Source organism: Nocardiopsis sp. KDC1DS13DA1, from assembly GCF_055632325.1.
On the sequence record NZ_JBVMUY010000022.1, the window covers coordinates 40,746 to 59,517 of the forward strand.

Genomic DNA, 18,772 nt, shown 5'->3' on the forward strand with positions numbered 1-18,772 from the left:
GGCGAGGGGGAACGTGTGTTGCGCCGACGCGCGCCTCGCGTGTTACATGGAACACACCCTACTCGGCGGTAGTGACGAACGTTACAATAGAAAATGTCACATTTCCAGATGGCGTATTCGATGTTGCAGACTCGTATCCGGCGCACTACGGGATCGCGACACCCGAACCGAAAGAGGCCTCAGTGTCCGCAGAGCGCAACGCACCACCGCCCGCACAGCCCCCCGAGAACACCACGGACCAGCACGACTACGACGTCGTCGTGGTCGGTTCCGGTTTCGGTGGTTCGGTGAGCGCCCTCCGCCTCACCGAGAAGGGGTACCGCGTCGGCGTTCTGGAGGCCGGACGCCGTTTCACCCCCAAGACCCTGCCGTCGTCCTCCTGGGACGTGCGCAACTTCCTCTGGGCACCACAGCTGGGCATGTACGGCATCCAGCGCATCCACCTGCTGCGCGACGTCATGATCCTCGCCGGGGCCGGGGTCGGCGGCGGTTCGCTCAACTACGCGAACACGCTCTACCACCCGATGGACGCGTTCTTCGAGGACCCGCAGTGGCGGCACATCACCGACTGGAAGTCGGAGCTCGCACCCTTCTACGACCAGGCCCGGCGCATGCTCGGGGTGCGCACCAACCCCACCGTCACCCCCTCCGACGTCCACCTGAGGGCGGTCGCCGAGGAGATGGGCGTGGGCCACACCTTCCGGCTGACCCCCGTCGGCGTGTGCTTCGGCGACGGTGAGGACGGCGACGGCAACAAGGCCGCGCCCGGCGAGTCCGTCGGCGACCCCTACTTCGGCGGCGCGGGCCCCGAACGGCGGGCGTGCAGGGAGTGCGGCGAGTGCATGACCGGCTGCCGCCACGGCGCGAAGAACACGCTCACCGAGAACTACCTGTACTTCGCCGAACGCGCGGGCGCCGAGGTCCACCCGCTGACCACCGTCGAGCGCCTGCGGGAGCTGCCCGGCGGCGGCTTCGCCGTCGACACCGTCCGCACCGACGCCCCGCGCCGGAGGGAGAACGCCCGCACGTTCACCGCCGGACAGGTCGTGGTGGCCGCGGGGACGTACAACACGCAGACCCTCCTGCACCGGATGCGCGACTCCGGCCTGCTGCCCCGCCTGTCCGCCAGGCTCGGAACCCTGACCCGGACCAACTCCGAGGCACTCGTGGGCGCGATGAGCCGCCACGTGCCGCCGCCCGAGGACCTGACCCGGGGGGTGGCGATCACCTCCTCCATCCACCCCAACGAGAACACCCACATCGAACCGGTCCGCTACGGCAGGGGCTCCAACGCGATGGGCCTGCTCACCACGATCCAGGTGCCGGGCGGCGGACGGCTGCCGCGCTGGCTGCGCTTCCTGGGCCGGGCCGCGCGCCACCCCTACGTCTTCGCGCGCAGCCTCTCCAACCGGCGCTGGTCGGAACGGATCATCATCGGCCTGGTCATGCAGTCCCTGGACAACTCGCTCACGACCTCGGTCAGGCGCGGCCTGTTCGGCGGCGCGAAGAAGCTGACCTCGCGGCAGGGCCACGGGGAGCCGAACCCGACCTGGATCCCGGAGGGCGAGGAGGCGGCCTCCCGGCTCGCCGAGCGGATCGACGGCTACGCGGGCGGCACCATCGGCGACGTGGCCAACATCCCGATGACCGCGCACTTCCTGGGCGGCTGCCCGATCGGGGACGGCCCGGACACCGGCGTGATCGACCCCTACCACCGGCTGTACGGCCACCCGGGGATCCACGTCGTGGACGGCGCGGCGGTCACCGCCAACCTCGGGGTGAACCCGTCGCTGACCATCACCGCCCAGGCCGAGCGCGCCATGTCGCTGTGGCCGAACCGGGGCGAGGAGGACTCCCGGCCCGAGCAGGGGGCGACGTACCGGCGGCTGCGGCCGGTGTTCCCGCACGCGCCCGCGGTCCCGGCCGGCGCCTTCGCCGAGCTGCGCTACACCACCCCGCTGCCGCTGTCGGTGGCGGACGGGGGCGGCGGTTCGGCGCCCGACCGGAGCGCTCCCCTGGAGGGTGTCGGCCCCGAGGGCGAGGGCGGCGCCTGAGGGGCGGCTCCGCCCTCCGGCCGTCCCCGCGGGCCCCGCTCAGGCGGGCCCCGCGGGGCCGTCCTCCTTGGGGTGGGTGCTCGGCTCGCCGCGCAGGTGTTCCATCGCCAGGGCGAAGTGCTCGCCCATCACGTCGTTCATCTTCTCCGCCATCTCCTGGGCCAGGACCGCGTCCACGGCCTGCTGGGCGAGCGGGCGCAGTCGGCGGATCAGCTCGGCGATCTCCGTGACCTCCTCGCTGCCGGTCTGTATCACCGTCAGCGGCGCGTACTCGGCCAGTATGTGCTCGGCGACCAGGCGGACCATGTGGTCGGCGACGTCGCCGACCTTGGCACGCAGGTTCTCCGCTATGTCAAGCACCGAGTCCACGCTCATCCCCATCCGGACCAGCTCGGCCCCGGCGTGCAGCAGGCGCGGGCTCGGGGCCCGGAAGCGCAGGCCGTCGCGCTCGATCACCCGCAGGTCGACGGCCCGCTTTATCGTTCTGGGCGTCACACCCTTGCCGAAGAGGTCGCGCAGCTCTCCCACGGTGACGTAGTCGGCGATCTCGTCGCTCCAGGCGTCCCCGACGGCCGACTCGAAGCCGAGGATGTCGGAGAGGCTGCCGCCGCGCTCCCAGACCGCGAACATCTCGCCGATGTTGGCGAACGTGTACCCGCGCCGCAGCAGCTGGCCGATCAGCCGCAGGCGGGCCAGATGCGCCTCCGAGTAGATACCCACGCGCCCCTGTTTGCGGGGTGGTGCGAGCAACCCCCGGTCCTGGTAGACCCGGACGTTGCGCACCGTCGTGTCGGCGAGCCGGGCGAGTTCGTCAATGCGGTATTCGGCCATGGGTCAAGCGTAGAGACCGTCGCTGACTCCATAGCCGGATATCAGCATCACGAACGTTTCCGTCCGGAAGGTCCGTGACGGCGTCACCAGAACGTGAGCCGGGTCTCCTGACGACGGTCTCCCGTTCCCTTCCGCTGACCCGACCGCGCGCCACCGGCCCGCCCCGCCCGGGCCCGGCGGCCGGGACCGGTGGTGCGGGGCTCACGTCCGGCTCCCCGCGGCTTCGACACCCGCGTGCCCCGGTCTCCGGCCACCCCGCCACGGGCCGTCCCGGCCGGGGCCGGATCCTCCACCACGGCGGTCCCGTGCCCGCGGCACAGGCCGCTGGTGGGCGTGCGGAGGGCGTCGGTGCGCAGGTCCACCACCCGGTGGTGGACCCGGTCGGGTCCGGCGTCGGCCTCCCCCCGCTTCCGCTTGGTGCGCTGCGCCGTCATGCGACCACCCCCTTCACCGACCGTGCTGTTGGCTCGCTCGGACAGCAACCGTAACCGAGGGTAGGGGTCCGTGTCCGGAGAATCCGAGAAATCCCGTTCCCCGGCGAGCAGCGTGGTCCCGGGCCCTCGTTCCGCCCGGACACGACGGCCCCGGAGGGGCGGGCACCCCCGCGCCACCGGACCGGAGCCCGTCCGACCCCGTGGATCCTCCCGCTCCACCCCGAAGCTACTCGCAAGTAAATTTCCCGTCTCACCCCATTGCATTGTGACAATGCCCGTTGTAACGTTCCGGCAATGACTGTGGAGGAGATCACATGACGACCCCCCTGCCGCGCCATCTGCGACGGCTCCCCGGACAGAACGCCATCGTCACCGGCGCCTCCGGAGCGTTCGGCAGCGCCACCGTGGCCGTCCTCCGTCACCTCGGGGTGAACGTCGTCGGCCTCGACCGCAAGCCCGCCCCCGGAGTCATCGGCTGCGACATCACCGACGACGAACAGGTCCGCTCCTCGGTCGCCGAAGCCGTCGAACAGCTCGGCGGACGGCTCGACCTGCTGATCCACTACGCGGGTGTCGGTCCGGCGGTCGACATCGGCGGGGCCCCCGACGTCCACGTGCACCAGGCCCTGGAGGTCAACCTGCTCGGCGCCTGGCGGGTCACCTCCGCCGCCATGCCGGCCCTGGTGGAGAACAGGGGGCGGGTCGTGCTCACCTCGTCCCTGCTGGCCAACCTCCAACTGCCCTTCGCCGGGGCCTACACGGTCTCCAAGCGGGCACTCGCCGCCTACGCCGACTGCCTCCGGGCGGAGTACGGCACCCACGTGGGGGTCAGCACCGTCTACCCCGGCTACGTCGACACACCCATCCACGACAGCTCCCGGTCCACCGGTGTCGCACTGGACGGCCTCGTCCCCGCCGAACGGGAACGGGACACCGTCATGTCGGTGATCCGGGCCGCCGGAGCCAGGCGGGCCCCGCGAGACGTGGCCTCCACCGGCCTCGGCACGGTCGCGCTGCACCTGACCCGGCACTTCCCTGGTACGACCGAACAGGTCGTGTCGCTCCAGTTGGGCCTGCTCCTCGCGGACGGCGCCTTCGCGGACGCGGAGATCGCCCAGGGAATCCACACCCGGCACCGCGGCGCCAGCCCCCGGCCGAACGCGTCCTGAGGAGGAACGAGATGACCACACCAACACCCGTCAAGCCGAAGCTCACCGACCGCGAGGACATCGCCAAGCGCCTGCTGCGCGGTTCGGCCAAGGCCTCGTTCGACCCGCTCGTCGAGATCGACTGGGACGCCCCCGTCGACCCCGACATGTGGGCCATCCGCCCCGAGCGCATCTCCCTCTACGGGACGCCGCTGTGGGACCAGCTCAGCGACGAGAAGCGCAAGGAGCTCAGCCGGCTGGAGATCGCCTCCGTCGCCACCATCGGCATCTGGTTCGAGACCATCCTCATGCAGATGCTGGTACGGCACGCCTACCGCAACGACCCGACCACCAACCACGTCCAGTACGCCTACACCGAGATCGCCGACGAGTGCCGCCACACCGTCATGTTCGCCAGGATGGTGGGCAAGCTCGGCTGGCACACCCACCGGCTCGACCCGGTCGCCTACCACCTGGGAAGGGTGTTCAAGGCGATCGCACACGGGCCGCTGATCTTCGCGGGCGCGCTGTTCGTCGAGGAGGTCCTCGACCAGCTCCAGCGTGAGGCCGTCCCGGACGAGCAGGTCCTGCCCCTGGTGCGCTCCGTCTCCCGGATCCACGTGGTGGAGGAGGCGCGGCACATGCGCTACGCCCGCGAGGAGTTCGCCCGCGACTGGGCGCAGCGCGGTCCCGTCAACAGGGCCTACAGCCGCCTCATCCTCGGCCTGGTCACCTACTACTCCGCCACGCGGCTGATCAACCCGAAGGTCTACGAGCAGGTCGGGCTGGACCCCAAGGAGGCCTACCGGGTCGCCAGGGCCAACCCGAACTGGATCGACACCAAGACCTGGGCGGCCCGGAAGGTCGTCGGGACCCTGACCACCGCCGGCGCCATCTCCGGCCTCGGAAGGCACTTCTGGAGGAAGGCCGGACTGCTCGGTCGCTGACCGGGCCCACGAACGCCGGGGCCGGAGGGCGAAACGCGCCACGCCCTCCGGCTCCGGCTCCCACCTCCCGGGGGCGAACCGCGCCGCGTCCCCGGGAGCCGCACTCCCCGGGGGCGAACCGCGCCGCGTCCCCGGGGCCCGCACTCCCCCGGGGGCGAAACGCGCCACGCTCCCGGGGGGCTCGACTCCCCGACCCGGCAGCAGGGCCGGTCCGGTTCGCACGAAGGGACCTGAACGTGACCGAAGAACCACCGCACTTCCGGGTGGCCGTCATCGGGACCGGCTTCGCCGGGATCGGCATGGCCGTCCGCCTCAGGCAGGCGGGTCTGACCGACTTCGTGGTCCTGGAACGCGCCGACGACGTCGGCGGCACGTGGCGGGACAACTCCTATCCCGGTGCCGCCTGCGACGTCCCCTCGCACCTGTACTCCTTCTCCTTCGCGCCCAACCCCGGGTGGAGCCGTTCGTTCTCCCCGCAGCCGGAGATCTGGGAGTACCTGAAGCGGGTCGCGGGCGAGTACGGCGTCGACCGCCACGTCCGCTACGGGCACGACGTGACGGCCGCGCACTGGGAGCCGCGGCGCAACCGGTGGCGGATCGAGACGACCGGCGGCACCGTGACCGCGCAGTTCCTCGTCAGCGCCGCCGGACCGCTCGCCGACCCGTCCTACCCCGACATCAAGGGCCTGGACTCGTTCGAGGGCGCCCTCTTCCACTCGGCGGAGTGGGACCACGACCTCGACCTGACCGGCCGCCGGGTGGCCGTGATCGGCACCGGGGCGTCGGCGATCCAGTTCGTCCCGCGGATCCAGCCGAAGGTCGGTTCGCTCTCCCTCTTCCAGCGGACCGCCCCGTGGGTGATGTTCCGCCACGACCGCGACATCACCAAGGTCGAGAGCTGGCTGTACCGCAACCTCCCGGTCACCCAGCAGGTCGCGCGCAAGGCCATCTACTGGGGCCGGGAGAACTACGTGTTCGGCTTCGCCAAGAACCCCCGGCTGCTCGGGGTCGTGGAACGGCTCGGCCGGGCCAACATCAACCGCTCCGTCAAGGACCCGGGGCTGCGCGCCAAGCTCACGCCGGACTTCCGGGCGGGCTGCAAGCGCATCCTGATGTCCAACGACTACTACCCCGCGCTGGCCCGGCCCAACGTGGACGTCGTGACCGACGGGATCGTCGAGGTGAGGTCGAACGCGGTCGTCACCCGCGACGCGTCCGGCCGCGAGACCGAGCACGAGGTCGACACGATCATCCTCGGCACGGGTTTCCACGTCACCGACCCGCCGATCGCCCAGCGGATGTTCGACTCCGACGGGGTGTCCCTCGCCGAGCGCTGGGGCACCACGGCCCAGGCGTTCCGCGGCACCACCGTCTCCGGGTTCCCCAACGCGTTCGTGCTCGCCGGGCCCAACACCGGCCTCGGGCACACCTCGCAGGTGTTCATGATCGAGGCCCAGATCCGGTACACGATGCAGGCGCTCAAGTACGTGTGCCGCAACCGGATCGACCGGCTGGAGCCCCGCCCCGAGGCCCAGCGCGCCTACAACGACATGCTCGCCAAGGCGATGGAGGGCACCGTGTGGGTGTCCGGCGGCTGTGACAGCTGGTACCTCAACGAGGAGGGCCGCAACACGACCCTGTGGCCGTCCTTCACCTGGAGCTACGCGCTGCGGACGCGGTGGTTCGACCCGCACAACTACGATCTGCGGCTGGACCGCGCCCGCCGGTCCCGCACGGCCCCCGTTCCGGCGTGAGGAGGCGAGGATGAGCGGCTTCGGTGACGAGGAAGAGGAGTACCGGGGGCCGGTGTCCATCGTCCTACCGGACGACGGCGACGGAAGCGGTGGGTCCGCCGTCGAGGTCGACGCCCACCTGGCGGGCCATTTCTCCCCGCTGACCGGCGACTACCGGTGGAAGGGGCGGTTGGCCGCCCACCCGGGCGTGACCGCGGCCTTCGAGAGCGGGGTGCGCACCGTCCGGGTCCGGACCCCGGACGGATTCGAGGGCACCGGCGACCTGGACGGGCCCAACCTGTGGGGCGGGCACCCGATCAGCGGAGCGGGCAGGCCGCCCTTCGCGGTCCCGGACGTCACCATCGACGACTGACCCGATACCCCTTTCCCCTCCCCGACCCCCGACCCCCGACCGAGAGGTGTACCCCGATGGCGACCCGACACCTGGGCCAGGCCCGGGAACTCACCGTGCGCTCCGCCGACCACACCCGACTGCACGTCGAGGTGCGCGGCCCCGAGGAGGGCCCGACCGTGGTCCTCGCCCACTGCTGGGCCACGTCCGTGGCGTCCTGGGGGCCGGTGGTGCGCGCGCTCGACTCCGGTCTGCGCGTGGTGCTGTACGACCAGCGCGGACACGGGCGCAGCCAGACCCCCCTCACGAAGGCCGGATACGGCACGGACCAACTCGCCGACGACCTGTGCGCCGTCCTGGAGGCGACCGTCCCCGAGGGGCGGAAGGCGGTGGTGGCCGGGCACAGCATCGGCGGGATGACCGTCATGGCCGCCGGGCCGCGCCCGGTGTTCGCGGACCGCGCGGCCGCCGTCCTGCTCACCAACACCGGGTGCACGGAGCTGGTCAGGCACTCCACGGCCTTCCCGCTGCCCGGTGTGCTCAGCGACCTGGGTGCCCAGGCGTTCCTGCGCACCACCCTGCCCATGGGTCCGGCCAGCCCGGCCACGGCGGCCGCGCTGGCCTACCTGGTCCTCGGGAGGAAGGCGGACCGCCGGGCCAGGCGGCTCACCGCCCGCATGGTGCACGCGTGCGAGCCCGTGGCGCGCGGCCGGTGGGGCGCGGTGCTGGCCACCCTGGAGCTGGAGGAGTCCGCCCGCGCGATCACCGCGCCGACCGTCGTCGTGGCCGGGGGCGAGGACAAGTTCACGCCGCCGTGGCACGCGCACCACATGGTCGGTCTCGTCCCGGGCGCGGAGGGGCCCGTGGTGGAGGTGCCCGGGATCGGGCACATGGGGCCGTTGGAGGCTCCGGAGGTACTCGCCGAACTGCTGGAGAAGCTGGCGGTGGACCACCTGGGCGCGGAACTGCCCGGAGCGTGAACCCGAGTTCCGGGACGGCGGGCCCGGGGGGCGCGTGCGAGCCTCCCGGGCCCCGCCGACGGGACCGTGCCCACCGGTCGGGCCCGGGATCGGCCCCCGGGCCCGCATGCGGAATCAGCCGCAGTCGCCCCAGGCGTCCCGGCCGCCGTGGCCCCGGTCCCCGCCCGTGGTCACCACGGTCCCGTAGAAGGCGAGGCACCTGCCGCCGGCGCTGTGCGCGATGGTCGCGTCGTGGGAGTAGTCGTTGTAGTAGGCGACCCCTCCGGTGGAGGTCCGGACGCGGAGGATCGCCTCGGTCCGCGTGGGCGTCACGTGGGCGGAGCTCTTGATGGTCACCACGCGGTTCTGGGCGTGGGTGTCGCTCCGCAGCAGGTACACCGTGCCGACCCTGGCGCCGTTGTAGCCGCCGCTGGACCACTTGCACCCGGCCGACGAGGCGGCGATGCCGCCCAGGTCGGACGAGGTGTGCGCCGACGCGGGGGCGACGGCGGCCGTCAGGGCCGCGAGGGCCAGGGCAGAGCCACGGCGATGTGCCTGGCGCCTCGCTTGAGGGGGGTCCTCACGCAGGTGCCCGTTCGTTCTCGCAAGGCGTGCCGGTGGTGTGGTGCGCGGGTCATCCGCCGCAGAACCCGTAGGCCTCGCGTCCGCCGCCGGCGAAACCACCGGTGGGGTGCTGGATGCTGCCGACGAAGGACACGCACCTGTCACGAGCCGGGGCGGCCACCGCGGCGAAGTGCGAGTAGTAGCCCGCGTCGGTGTAGGTGCCCTGGCCCTGCACGTCGAGGATGGCCTGGGTGTAGTGCGGGGATCCGTGGGTGCCGGAGCCCTTCAGGGTGACCACGCAGTTCTCGCCCGGCGTGCCGTTCCACAGCAGGTACACCCTGCCGACGGTGGTTCCGGCGGCGGTGCGGACGGGTTGGGAGTCCAGCACGGTGTATCCGCCGCTGCTCCAGCCGCAACCGTCACTGGAGTAGGCGATCGAGCCGAGGTCGGACGAGCTGTGGGCCGAGGCGGGGGTGATCGCCGCGAACAACGCGGCCGCGGTGAGGGAGAGCGCGACCGCCGTGCGCCTACCGAGACGCGCGAGGGGAATATGCACGATAGGAATTCTTTCTTCTTTTTTGGTTTTCTTTTTTTCGGGGATGCGCCCCCGTTGCGGGCAGAGCACGGAGGCCCCACACATGAAAGTTCTTTTTGCGCCTGACGCCTGATTTCTGCTGTCATGCGAGGATCACCCTAGCACCGCCTCACAACCTCCCCTCCCGCCCACGGCACGCCGACGCCGCCGCGCGAACCGCCTTCACCGCGGCCGGGCCCGGAGCGGATCCGCACTCCACCACCGCACATCGGGAACATGCACCAATGTGGAACCGTGAACCGAAAAAAGACGCGGCCGAAAAGGCAGAAAGGATCCGGAACATGTCCGCCGGCGTTCCGCGCGTGACGGACGCGGTCACGATTCACCGAAGGAGAACTCGGCGGCGGGACCCGAAGCCACGCGGACGGCGTGGACCCCACCGGCACGTCAGGCCGGGTCCCTCGTGAGCATCGGGACGACGTGCTCCGACACCTCCGAGTGCACCTGGTGCAGGCGCGTCTGGACGGCTCTGCGCAGCTTGGCCAGGCACTCGACCAGGGTGATGTCATCACCCACCAGTCCCCCCTTGGCCACCAGCGGCGTCCCGTCCAGCGGCCCGCCGCTGAGGTGGCCGTGCACCGCCAGCGGAACCACCTCACCGCCCACGTCCACCGCGTGCACGTCCAGCTCGTCGAGCAGGCTGGCGGTCAGGTCGCCCCCGGTCAGGTACAGCCCGCTGGGCAGGGCCTGGGCGCCCGTGGTGTCCGCGATGTCGTGGATGACCTCGGCCACCAGCCGCGCGACCCGCCCGGGCAGCTCCGCCCGGTCCTGGATCGGCAGCTCCCGTACGCTCTCGGCGGTCGTCACCACGCGCAGCACGCACAGCTCGGGGAAACCGGAGGAGGACAGCTGCTCGGCCAGCTCCTCCGCGACCGCCTCGGCGTGGTCGCCCTCGGGGTCGCTGAGAGCGACCGCGTCCAGGTCGACGAACCGCACCGCACCGGTTCGGGCGACCGTGGCGAGCTGGCGGCGCGTCAGGTCGGTCGTGCTGCCCGCCACCCCGAGCAGCGGCCCGCGCGAACCCGCCTGTCCGCGCAGCCGCAGCGCGTAGGCCAGCAGTGCCCCCGTGGGTCCCGGGTCGGCCGACACCCACACGACGCCCTCGCTGTGGTGCGCCTCGGCGGCGGCCTCGGCGATGTCGGTCAGGTGCTGTTCGGTGCTCGCGTCGCAGACCACCACGGGTTCGTCGCCCGCGAGGAGCTCGGCGGTGAGCATCGTCTGCGTGATCTGCCGGACGGGCACGTGCCGCACCGCCAGGTCGGTCTGGGCGGCGAGGATGTCGGACACCACACTGGTGGTCATCGGGTTGAGCGGGTCCAGGGCGAGGTCGGTGCGCTCCAGCGGTTGGCCGTTGAGCAGCTGGACACCGTCCTCCGTGATCCGGCCGGAGCCGGGGAAGGCCGGGGTGAACAGGACCCGCACCCGGGTTCCGGCGGGCACCCGCTCACGCACGGCGTCGTAGGTGGCCTCCAGTTCGGCACCGACGTTGCCGCGCAGCGTGCTGTCGGTCCGCTTGACCACCAGCCCCACCGGCCACACCGCCTCGACCACGTCGGTCACCAGGTCCGCGGACTGCTCGGCGGGCACGTGACGGCTGTCCAGGTTGGCCACGACCACGTCGTAGTCGCCCTCCACCCGGCTCACGTGCTCGGGTGTCACCGTGGCCACGCGCATCCCGGTACGCGCGAAGCGGGCACCGGTGGCGTTGGCTCCGGTGAGGTCGTCCGCCACCACGAGGACCTGGGCCACGGCACTGCTCCTTCGCACGAAACGCTGGGGTAACCTTCCCTCCAACATAGGGCCAAAGACCGCCGTTCGGGGCCTCACCTCGGGCGTCGGCCGCCGGCGGGGCGCCGCGTGCCAGGAGCGCTCCCGCGCCCAGCGCGACGACCGTGAACCCCGCACCCGCCAGGAGCGCGGCGATCCGGGGTCCGGGCCCGGCGCCCGGGAACGGCGCGAAGGCGTACAGCGCCAGGAGTCCGCTGCCGCGCACGCGCCGATCCCCGATTCCGGCAACCGACCGGTTGGCCTAACCTGTCACCATGCGCAACGCCACACGCACCGAGACCACCCGCGCCCTCCTCCTCCAGGCCGCGCGGCACGAGTTCGCCGAGCACGGCATCGCCGGTGCGCGCGTGGATCGCATCGCCGAACGCGCCGGGGTCAACAAGCAGCGCATCTACGCCCACTTCGGCGACAAGGAACAGCTCTTCCGCTACGTGGTCGTGGAGGCCCTCAACGAACTCTCCAAGGCCGTGACCGTCACCGACGACCAGGACCCCGCCGCCTACGTCGCCCGTATCTTCGACTACCACCGCGCCCGTCCCGACCTGCTACGGCTCCTCCTGTGGGAGTCCCTGCACTACGGAAACGCCCGGCTACCCGCCGAGGAGGAGCGGGCCGAACTCTACGACGCCAAGGCCGCCTCCCTCTCCGAGGCCCTGAGCGCCGACACGGAGGTGTCCGACACCCGCCAACTGCTGCTCACCTTGATCGGCCTGGCGGTCTGGCCGCAGATCGCGCCGCAGATCGCCCGGCTCGTCCTGGGGGCCGACGCGGCCGGCGACACCGAACAGGAGCGCCTGCGCGAGTTCCTCGTCGACTTCACGCGCACCGCCCTCGGCACCACCCCCGCCGACACCTGACCCCGAGCGCGGCGGAGGCCGCGACCGCCGCCCCCGTCCCCGCCCCGCCACCCCGGTGCACGGCACCCCGCCCGGAACGTCCCGCGGCTCACCGCGTCCGCAGCGGCACGACCGATCCCGTCTCGGCGCTGCGCCGGGCCGCCTCGATGACCTCCAGGCCGTGGATCACCTCGTGCGGGTCGACCGGGAGCGGCTCGCCCTCGCCGACCGCGTCCCGCACCGCCGCGTAGAACTCCGGGTAGGCACCCTTCGCGCTGGGCACCCGCCGGGACCACCCGCCCGCTCCGAGGATCCCCCACGCCTCCTCGGGCAGCACACCCCAGTCCGGCGCGTCCGGGCGCTCGCCCGCCCCCAGCCGCTCCTCCTGGCGGTCCATACCGTGGCTGGTGAACGCCGCCTCGTCACCGAGCACCCGGAAGCGCGGCCCGTTCTGGGCGGCGAGCGCGCTCATCCACAGATGGGAACGGGTACCCCGACCGTGCGTGAGGGCGAGGAACACGTCGTCGTCCGCCCCGCTCCCGCCACGCAGGGCGTCGACCTCCGCGTAGACCGAGGCGACCGGGCCGAACAGGTTGACCGCCTGGTCGATCAGGTGCGGCCCGAGGTCGTACAGGATCCCGGCTCCGTCGGCGACCGACCCGCTGTCGCGCCACGTCCCCCTGGCTTCGGGACGCCAGCGCTCGAACCTCGACTCGAACCGGTGCACCCGCCCCAGCGCGCCCTCCTCCACCAGGTGCCAGAGCGTCAGGAAGTCCGCGTCCCAACGCCGGTTCTGGTACACGGTGAGCACCTGACCGAGCCGCTCCGCCAGATCGGTCAGGTCCCGTGCCTCGCCCGCGGTGAGCGCGAACGGCTTGTCGACGACCACCGCCAGCCCCGCCTCCAGGGCCGCCCTCGCCAGCCGGGCGTGGGTGTGGTTGGGGGTGGTCACGACCGCGACCTCGTACCGGCCCGCGTCCGCCCACAGGTCGGCGGCGGTCGGGTAGACGGTGACGCCCGGGTAGCGGGCCTCGGCCGCCGCACGGCGTTCGGGGTCCTTGGTGACCACGGCGGACAGGCGCAGCCCCGGAACCGCGTCGATGATCGGCGCGTGGAAGACCTCGCCGCCCTTCCCGTAACCGACCAGCGCGACGTGCAGGTCGGGTTCGCCGTGTGTGCCCAGCTCAGGGCGGTGGGATGCGTCAGACATGCGCCCAATCTACGGCCTGGCCACCACGCCGAATCCAGCAAGACCAGGTCGCAAGTTTTCGTATTGTTACGCAACTAATTGCGACAGGTATGGACATGTCAGAAGGACAGGACTTTCATCGTCATGAGATGACCTACGCCACACCGATGCGGTCGTCCGCCACCGGATCCCCTGGACGGACGACGGAAGGGCTGCCATGCGACACACACGGAGCAGAACACCGAGGCACCACGCGCTCGCGGCGGCGGGCTGCGCGGTCCTTCTGGCCTCGGGTTGCGGCTACCTGAGCGGCGAGGGCGGCGGCGACGGGACCGCCGACACCTCGGGTATGGACTGTGCTCCCTACGAGGAGTGGACCGACATCGGCGGCACGGTCACCATCTACGCCTCCATCAGGGACGAGGAGGCCGAGCGCATGAGGCGCTCCTGGGAGGAGTTCTCCGCCTGCACCGGGATCGCCATCGACTACGAGGGCAGCGGCGAGTTCGAGGCCCAGCTGCCCATCCGCCTGGACGGCGGCAACGCCCCCGACCTCGCGCTCATCCCCCAGCCCGGCCTGCTCCAGCGCGTCGTCGAGGACGGTCACGCCCTCCCCGTCTCCGACGGCGTCCGCGCCAACGTCGAGGACGGCTGGGGCGAGGACTGGCGGGGCTACGCCACGGTCGACGGAGAGCTGTACGGCTCGCCCTACGGCGCCAACATGAAGTCGATGGTCTGGTACTCCCCCGCCTTCTTCAGCGAGAACGGCTACGAGGTCCCCCGGACCTGGGACGAGATGATGGACCTCACCGAGGACATCTCCGCCTCCGGCACCAGGCCGTGGTGTGCGGGCTTCGAGTCCGGCGACGCCACCGGCTGGCCCGGCACCGACTGGATCGAGAACGTGCTGCTGCGCACCTCCGGCGGCGACGTCTACGAGGACTGGATCTCCCACGACATCCCGTTCGACGCCTCCGAGATCGAGGAGGCCTTCGACCTGACCGGCGACATCCTCCTCAACGAGGAGTACGTCAACGCCACCTTCGGCGGACCGGACAGCATCGCGGTCACCTCCTTCCAGGAGGCCGGGCTTCCGCTGCTCGACGAGGGCTGCGGCCTCTACCTGATGGGCTCCTTCTACGCCGCCAACTTCCCCGAGGACGTGGAGATCGCCGAGGACGGGGACGTCTACGGGTTCGTGCTGCCCCCGATCGAGGAGGGCGCCGAGGTGCCCGTCATGGGAGGCGGCGAGTTCGCCGTCCCCTTCAGCGACCGCCCCGAGGTCAACGCCGTCCACGAGTACCTGTCCACGGCCGGTTACGCCGACAGCCGGGCCTCCGAGGGTGCCTGGGTGTCCGCCCACCGCGACCTGGACCCCTCCACCCTGACCGATCCGACCGACCAGTTCACCCAGGAGGTGCTGACCGACCCCGACACGGTGTTCTACTTCGACGCGAGCGACTCCATGCCCTCGGCCGTCGGCACCGACGTGTTCTGGAGCGGCATGGTCGACTGGGTCACCGGGACCCCCACCACCGACGTCCTGGAGTCCGTGGAGTCCGCCTGGTAGAACGCCTCGGCACGGCCCTCCCGGCCGTTTCCCCCGTACTTCCCCGCCCCCACCCGGGATCCGGCGCCGCCCGGATCCCGGGCCCCGGCACCGACAAGAGGCTTCATGGAGTTCTCGTTCCTCGACGAGCTACCCAAGATCGTGTGGATGCTCATCGGGATCGCCGCCTTCCTCGGCGTCATCGGCCTGGCGCTCGTCCTCCTCGACGTACCCCGCACCAGACGCGACCGCTGGCAGGCCGCCGCCTTCCTCGCCCCTGCGCTGATCCTGCTCATCGGCGGACTGGTCTACCCGGTGCTGCGCACCACCGTGCTGTCCCTCCACGACCGCTCCGGGACGGAGTTCGTCGGGCTGGCCAACTACGTCTGGATGTTCCAGCGTCCGGAGATCCTGCTCGTCCTGCGCAACACCCTGCTCTGGGTGCTGTTCGCCCCCGTCCTGGCCACCGGCATCGGTCTCGTCTACGCGGTCCTGGTCGACCGCTCACGGTTCGAGCCCGTCGCCAAGTCCCTCGTCTTCATGCCGATGGCGATCTCCTTCGTGGGCGCCAGCATCATCTGGCGGTTCGTCTTCGCCTACCGTCCCGCCGACCAGGAACAGTACGGGCTGTTCAACCAGATCATCGTGTGGTTCGGCGGAGAGCCGCGCCTGTGGCTGCTGGAACAGCCGGTCAACACCTTCCTCCTCATCATGGTCCTGATCTGGGTCCAGGCGGGCTTCGCCATGGTGGTCCTGTCCGCCGCCATCAAGGCGATCCCGGCGGAGATGGTCGAGGCGGCCCGGATCGACGGCGCGGGCCCCTGGCAGCTGTTCACCCGGATCACCCTGCCGAGCGTGTGGCCGACACTGCTGGTCGTGCTCGTCACCATCACGGTGCAGACCCTGAAGATCTTCGACATCGTCCGCACCATGACGGGCGGCAACTACGGCACCAGCGTGATCGCCAACGAGATGTACAGCCAGGCCTTCCAGCAGGGGCAGGTCGGTCAGGGCTCCGCTCTGGCGGTGTTCCTCTTCCTCCTGGTCATCCCGCTGGTGATCGTGCAGATCCGACGCACGCGCAAGGCGAGGGAGCTCGCATGACCCAGGCCACGACCCCCACCGCCCGGAGCGCGACGGACCAAGCCCCCGAGCGCACCGCCTCCCCGCGGGGCGAGGGCCCCGCCGCCCGCGTACGCGCCCGACTGAGCGGAACGGCGGCCAGCGCCGCGGCGGTGGTGATCGCCGTGCTCTGGACCGTACCGACCGCCGGGCTGTTCGTCTCCTCGTTCCGGCCCGCCGAACAGATCCGGACCACCGGATGGTGGACGTTCCCGGCCTCCCCGGAGGTGACCCTGGACAACTACCGGGACGTCCTGTTCGGTTCCGCCGGTGACGGACGGCTCGCCAGCCACCTGGTCAACTCCGTCGTCATCACCCTGCCCTCGACGGTGTTCGTCCTGGGCCTGGCCGCGCTCGCCGCCTACGCGCTCGCCTGGATCGACTTCCGCGGCCGCGACTGGGTGTACCTGGGGATCTTCGCCCTCCAGATCGTCCCGCTCCAGATGTCCCTGGTACCGCTCCTGCGGTTCTTCTCCCAGGGCGTGAGCGTGGCAGGGGTGCAGATCCTGCCCGCCTGGGAACTCACCGGGGCGATGGCGTTCACCAACGTGTGGGTGGCGCACACGATCTTCGGTCTGCCGCTGGGGATCTTCCTGCTGCACAACTTCATCGCGCAGCTGCCGCGCTCCCTGTTCGACGCGGCCCGGGTGGACGGAGCCGGACACGGCAGGATCTTCCTGCGGATCGTCCTGCCACTGCTCACCCCGGCCCTGGTGTCACTGGGGATCTTCCAGTTCCTGTGGGTGTGGAACGACCTGCTCGTCGCGCTCATCTTCACCGGGGGCGACAGCGCCACCGCTCCGCTCACCGTGCAGCTCGCCGATCTGGCGGGAACCCGTGGAGAGGACTGGCACCGGCTCACGGCGGGCGCCTTCGTGGCGATGGTCGTCCCGCTGGCCGTCTTCTTCCTCCTCCAGCGCTACTTCGTCCGCGGCCTGCTCGCGGGCAGTGTCAAGGGCTGAGCCAGTGTTTGTTTTGGGCTTCCGCTTCGCTTCGGCCCGTGTTCGGGCGCCCTCAAGGTAGGGATTCTTCATCCTCGGCGGCGTCTATCGCTCGTTCCTCGCTACGCGGCTCGCCTCGTCTTGCAGAACCCTGCCGACGCCCGAACGGACCCCCCTGGGGTGGCCCATCAGCGAAAACCCAAGGCAAGCACGGCTCAGCCGCCGCGCAGCGCCGCCCGCGCGGCCTCCAGGACGGTGGTCCGGTACGCGGCGCCGAACAGGCACACGTGCACCAGGAGCGGGTGGAGTTGGTGCAGCGCCACCCGGGAGCGCCAGCCGTCGGCCAGCGGCGCCACCTCGTTGTAGGCGTCCCGCACCCGGTCCAGGAAGGGCAGTCCGAACAGCGCGAGCATGGCCAGGTCGGCCTCCCGGTGACCGCCGTGCGCGGCCGGGTCGACCAGCACCGCGTCCCCGTCCCGCCAGATGACGTTGCCGTTCCACAGATCGCCGTGCAGGCGGGCCGGGGGTTCGGGAGCCCCCGCCAGGGCGGGGACGGCGTCGACCACCCGCTCCACGGTCCGGCCGTCGGAGGGGGTCAACGTGCCCTGGTCGACGGCCTGACGCAGGTAGGGGCGGAGCCGCTGCTCGGCGTAGAAGCGCGGCCAGTCCGCGGAGGGGGTGTGGTCCATGGGCAGCGGGCCGATGTAGCCGGGCCAGTCCGCCCCGAAGTGGTCGGCACCGGTCAGGTGCATGCCGGCGAGTTGACGGCCCAGCCGCTCGGCCGCGGTGGCGGAGGGTTCGCCCTCCGCCACCCACGGCAGGACGAGGATGCGCTCGTCCCAGGCCACGACGTCGATCACGGGTGATCCGAGACCGCACCCCAGCCACTCCAGTCCGCGCGCCTCGGCCGTGAGCACCCCGCTGGCCGGTGCGCCCCGCGGCAGGGACTTGACGAACAGCCGGGTGCCGTCGGTGAGTTCGGCGTAGGAGATCTCCCAGTCGTGGCTGTTCCCGGCCCGCGCGGCGCGGCGGACCCCGCGGCCGAGCAGCGCGGTGAGGCGTTCGGCCATCGTTGCGGTGACCGGATCCCTGCGGCGGTCCCCGCGGCCCCCGTCACCGTCACCGCCGCCGACAGGGCACACGACCGGGTCTCCGTCCACCCGCGCTACCCGCGCAGCCGGACGACGAGTTCGCCGGTCAGGCCCTTGGAGGCGGCCTCCACCATGCTGAGGACGGCCGTGAAGCCGTCGTCGCCGCCGTAGTACGGGTCGGGCACCTCGGGGTTGGGCCCGGAGCCCGGCGCGAACGACCGGAACAGGCGCAGGCGGTGGACGGAGAAGCCGAACTCCGCGCCCCGCTCGCCCACGGCCACGCGCAGGTCCTCCAGGTTGTCCAGGTCCAGTGCCAGGACCAGGTCCCGTTCGGCGAACAGGGTCGGAGTGAACTGCCTGGCCGTGTGGTTGGTCAGGTAACCGTGGACGCGCAGGGTGGACGCGGCGCGCGGGTCCATCCCCCCGCCCACGTGCCAGTCACCCGTTCCGAAGCTGTCCACGACGACGGAATCGCCCAGACCCGCCCGTTCGAGATCGGCGGCCAGGACCTTCTCGGCCATGGGCGAGCGGCAGATGTTCCCCAGGCACACGAGACTGACACGGTACGGCCCGGCGGGGTCACGCGGTTCCGGCAAGCTCATACCTCTTACCGTAACGAAAAACCGCGCAGCTCACGCG

18 protein-coding genes are annotated in these 18,772 nt (G+C 71.4%); 10 read left to right on the forward strand and 8 right to left on the reverse strand.

Annotation, left to right across the window (positions count from 1 at the left end; all coding sequences use genetic code 11):
* Positions 1 to 182: 182 nt before the first annotated feature.
* On the forward strand, positions 183 to 2,054 hold the full coding sequence (locus ACTVAJ_RS15190; RefSeq protein WP_470388799.1) for a GMC oxidoreductase: 1,872 nt from the start codon (positions 183 to 185) through the stop codon (positions 2,052 to 2,054).
* Positions 2,055 to 2,093: 39 nt separating this feature from the next.
* Here the strand turns inward: ACTVAJ_RS15190 and ACTVAJ_RS15195 are convergent, their stop codons facing one another.
* Both ACTVAJ_RS15195 and ACTVAJ_RS15200 read right to left on the reverse strand, forming a co-directional pair.
* On the reverse strand, positions 2,094 to 2,885 hold the full coding sequence (locus ACTVAJ_RS15195) for a MerR family transcriptional regulator (RefSeq protein WP_470388800.1): 792 nt from the start codon (positions 2,883 to 2,885) through the stop codon (positions 2,094 to 2,096).
* An 83-nt stretch (positions 2,886 to 2,968) separates the two neighbouring features.
* Positions 2,969 to 3,319: a hypothetical protein gene (locus ACTVAJ_RS15200; RefSeq protein WP_470388801.1), complete on the reverse strand. Its 351-nt coding sequence runs from the start codon at positions 3,317 to 3,319 to the stop codon at positions 2,969 to 2,971.
* Between the two features lie 314 nt (positions 3,320 to 3,633).
* Between ACTVAJ_RS15200 and ACTVAJ_RS15205 the strand changes: the two genes are divergently transcribed.
* From ACTVAJ_RS15205 to ACTVAJ_RS15225, 5 genes are all read left to right on the forward strand, one after another.
* A complete protein-coding gene (locus tag ACTVAJ_RS15205; protein ID WP_470388802.1) occupies positions 3,634 to 4,488 on the forward strand; it encodes an SDR family NAD(P)-dependent oxidoreductase in 855 nt (284 codons plus the stop codon).
* A gap of 11 nt (positions 4,489 to 4,499) precedes the next feature.
* Complete coding sequence (locus ACTVAJ_RS15210; RefSeq protein ID WP_470388803.1) at positions 4,500 to 5,414, forward strand: AurF N-oxygenase family protein; 915 nt, start codon at positions 4,500 to 4,502, stop codon at positions 5,412 to 5,414.
* A 236-nt stretch (positions 5,415 to 5,650) separates the two neighbouring features.
* The gene (locus ACTVAJ_RS15215) at positions 5,651 to 7,168 is read left to right on the forward strand and encodes a flavin-containing monooxygenase (protein ID WP_470388804.1); all 1,518 of its coding nucleotides are present in this window, start codon (positions 5,651 to 5,653) and stop codon (positions 7,166 to 7,168) included.
* Between the two features lie 10 nt (positions 7,169 to 7,178).
* Positions 7,179 to 7,520 (forward strand): DUF4873 domain-containing protein, encoded by a 342-nt coding sequence (locus tag ACTVAJ_RS15220; protein WP_470388805.1) that lies wholly within the window; start codon positions 7,179 to 7,181, stop codon positions 7,518 to 7,520.
* 56 nt (positions 7,521 to 7,576) lie between these two features.
* Positions 7,577 to 8,479, forward strand: coding sequence for an alpha/beta fold hydrolase (locus ACTVAJ_RS15225; RefSeq protein ID WP_470388806.1), 903 nt, complete (start codon positions 7,577 to 7,579; stop codon positions 8,477 to 8,479).
* Between the two features lie 114 nt (positions 8,480 to 8,593).
* Here ACTVAJ_RS15225 and ACTVAJ_RS15230 read toward each other — a convergent pair whose 3' ends face one another.
* From ACTVAJ_RS15230 to ACTVAJ_RS15240, 3 genes are all read right to left on the reverse strand, one after another.
* Positions 8,594 to 8,857, reverse strand: a complete 264-nt coding sequence (locus ACTVAJ_RS15230) for a hypothetical protein (RefSeq protein WP_470388807.1) — start codon at positions 8,855 to 8,857, stop codon at positions 8,594 to 8,596.
* 235 nt (positions 8,858 to 9,092) lie between these two features.
* Positions 9,093 to 9,578 (reverse strand): hypothetical protein, encoded by a 486-nt coding sequence (locus ACTVAJ_RS15235; RefSeq protein ID WP_470388808.1) that lies wholly within the window; start codon positions 9,576 to 9,578, stop codon positions 9,093 to 9,095.
* A 426-nt stretch (positions 9,579 to 10,004) separates the two neighbouring features.
* Positions 10,005 to 11,366: a four-carbon acid sugar kinase family protein gene (locus tag ACTVAJ_RS15240; RefSeq protein WP_470388809.1), complete on the reverse strand. Its 1,362-nt coding sequence runs from the start codon at positions 11,364 to 11,366 to the stop codon at positions 10,005 to 10,007.
* A gap of 293 nt (positions 11,367 to 11,659) precedes the next feature.
* On the opposite strand from ACTVAJ_RS15240, the gene ACTVAJ_RS15245 reads away from it, so the two are divergent.
* Positions 11,660 to 12,262, forward strand: coding sequence for a TetR/AcrR family transcriptional regulator (locus ACTVAJ_RS15245; protein WP_470388810.1), 603 nt, complete (start codon positions 11,660 to 11,662; stop codon positions 12,260 to 12,262).
* An 88-nt stretch (positions 12,263 to 12,350) separates the two neighbouring features.
* Here the strand turns inward: ACTVAJ_RS15245 and ACTVAJ_RS15250 are convergent, their stop codons facing one another.
* Positions 12,351 to 13,451, reverse strand: coding sequence for a Gfo/Idh/MocA family oxidoreductase (locus ACTVAJ_RS15250; protein WP_470388811.1), 1,101 nt, complete (start codon positions 13,449 to 13,451; stop codon positions 12,351 to 12,353).
* Positions 13,452 to 13,647: 196 nt separating this feature from the next.
* Here ACTVAJ_RS15250 and ACTVAJ_RS15255 point away from each other — a divergent pair, with 196 nt between their 5' ends.
* From ACTVAJ_RS15255 to ACTVAJ_RS15265, 3 genes are all read left to right on the forward strand, one after another.
* Entirely contained in the window at positions 13,648 to 15,000 is a 1,353-nt protein-coding gene (locus tag ACTVAJ_RS15255) for an ABC transporter substrate-binding protein (protein ID WP_470388812.1), read from the forward strand.
* Between the two features lie 105 nt (positions 15,001 to 15,105).
* A complete protein-coding gene (locus ACTVAJ_RS15260) occupies positions 15,106 to 16,083 on the forward strand; it encodes a carbohydrate ABC transporter permease (RefSeq protein ID WP_470388813.1) in 978 nt (325 codons plus the stop codon).
* Complete coding sequence (locus ACTVAJ_RS15265) at positions 16,080 to 17,063, forward strand: carbohydrate ABC transporter permease (protein ID WP_470388814.1); 984 nt, start codon at positions 16,080 to 16,082, stop codon at positions 17,061 to 17,063. Before ACTVAJ_RS15260 ends, ACTVAJ_RS15265 begins: the two co-directional genes overlap by 4 nt.
* Before the next feature lie 194 nt (positions 17,064 to 17,257).
* Here the strand turns inward: ACTVAJ_RS15265 and ACTVAJ_RS15270 are convergent, their stop codons facing one another.
* Both ACTVAJ_RS15270 and ACTVAJ_RS15275 read right to left on the reverse strand, forming a co-directional pair.
* Complete coding sequence (locus ACTVAJ_RS15270; RefSeq protein WP_470388815.1) at positions 17,258 to 18,202, reverse strand: fructosamine kinase family protein; 945 nt, start codon at positions 18,200 to 18,202, stop codon at positions 17,258 to 17,260.
* Between the two features lie 5 nt (positions 18,203 to 18,207).
* Positions 18,208 to 18,735, reverse strand: coding sequence for a low molecular weight protein-tyrosine-phosphatase (locus ACTVAJ_RS15275; protein WP_470388816.1), 528 nt, complete (start codon positions 18,733 to 18,735; stop codon positions 18,208 to 18,210).
* Between the last annotated feature and the right edge of the window lie 37 nt (positions 18,736 to 18,772).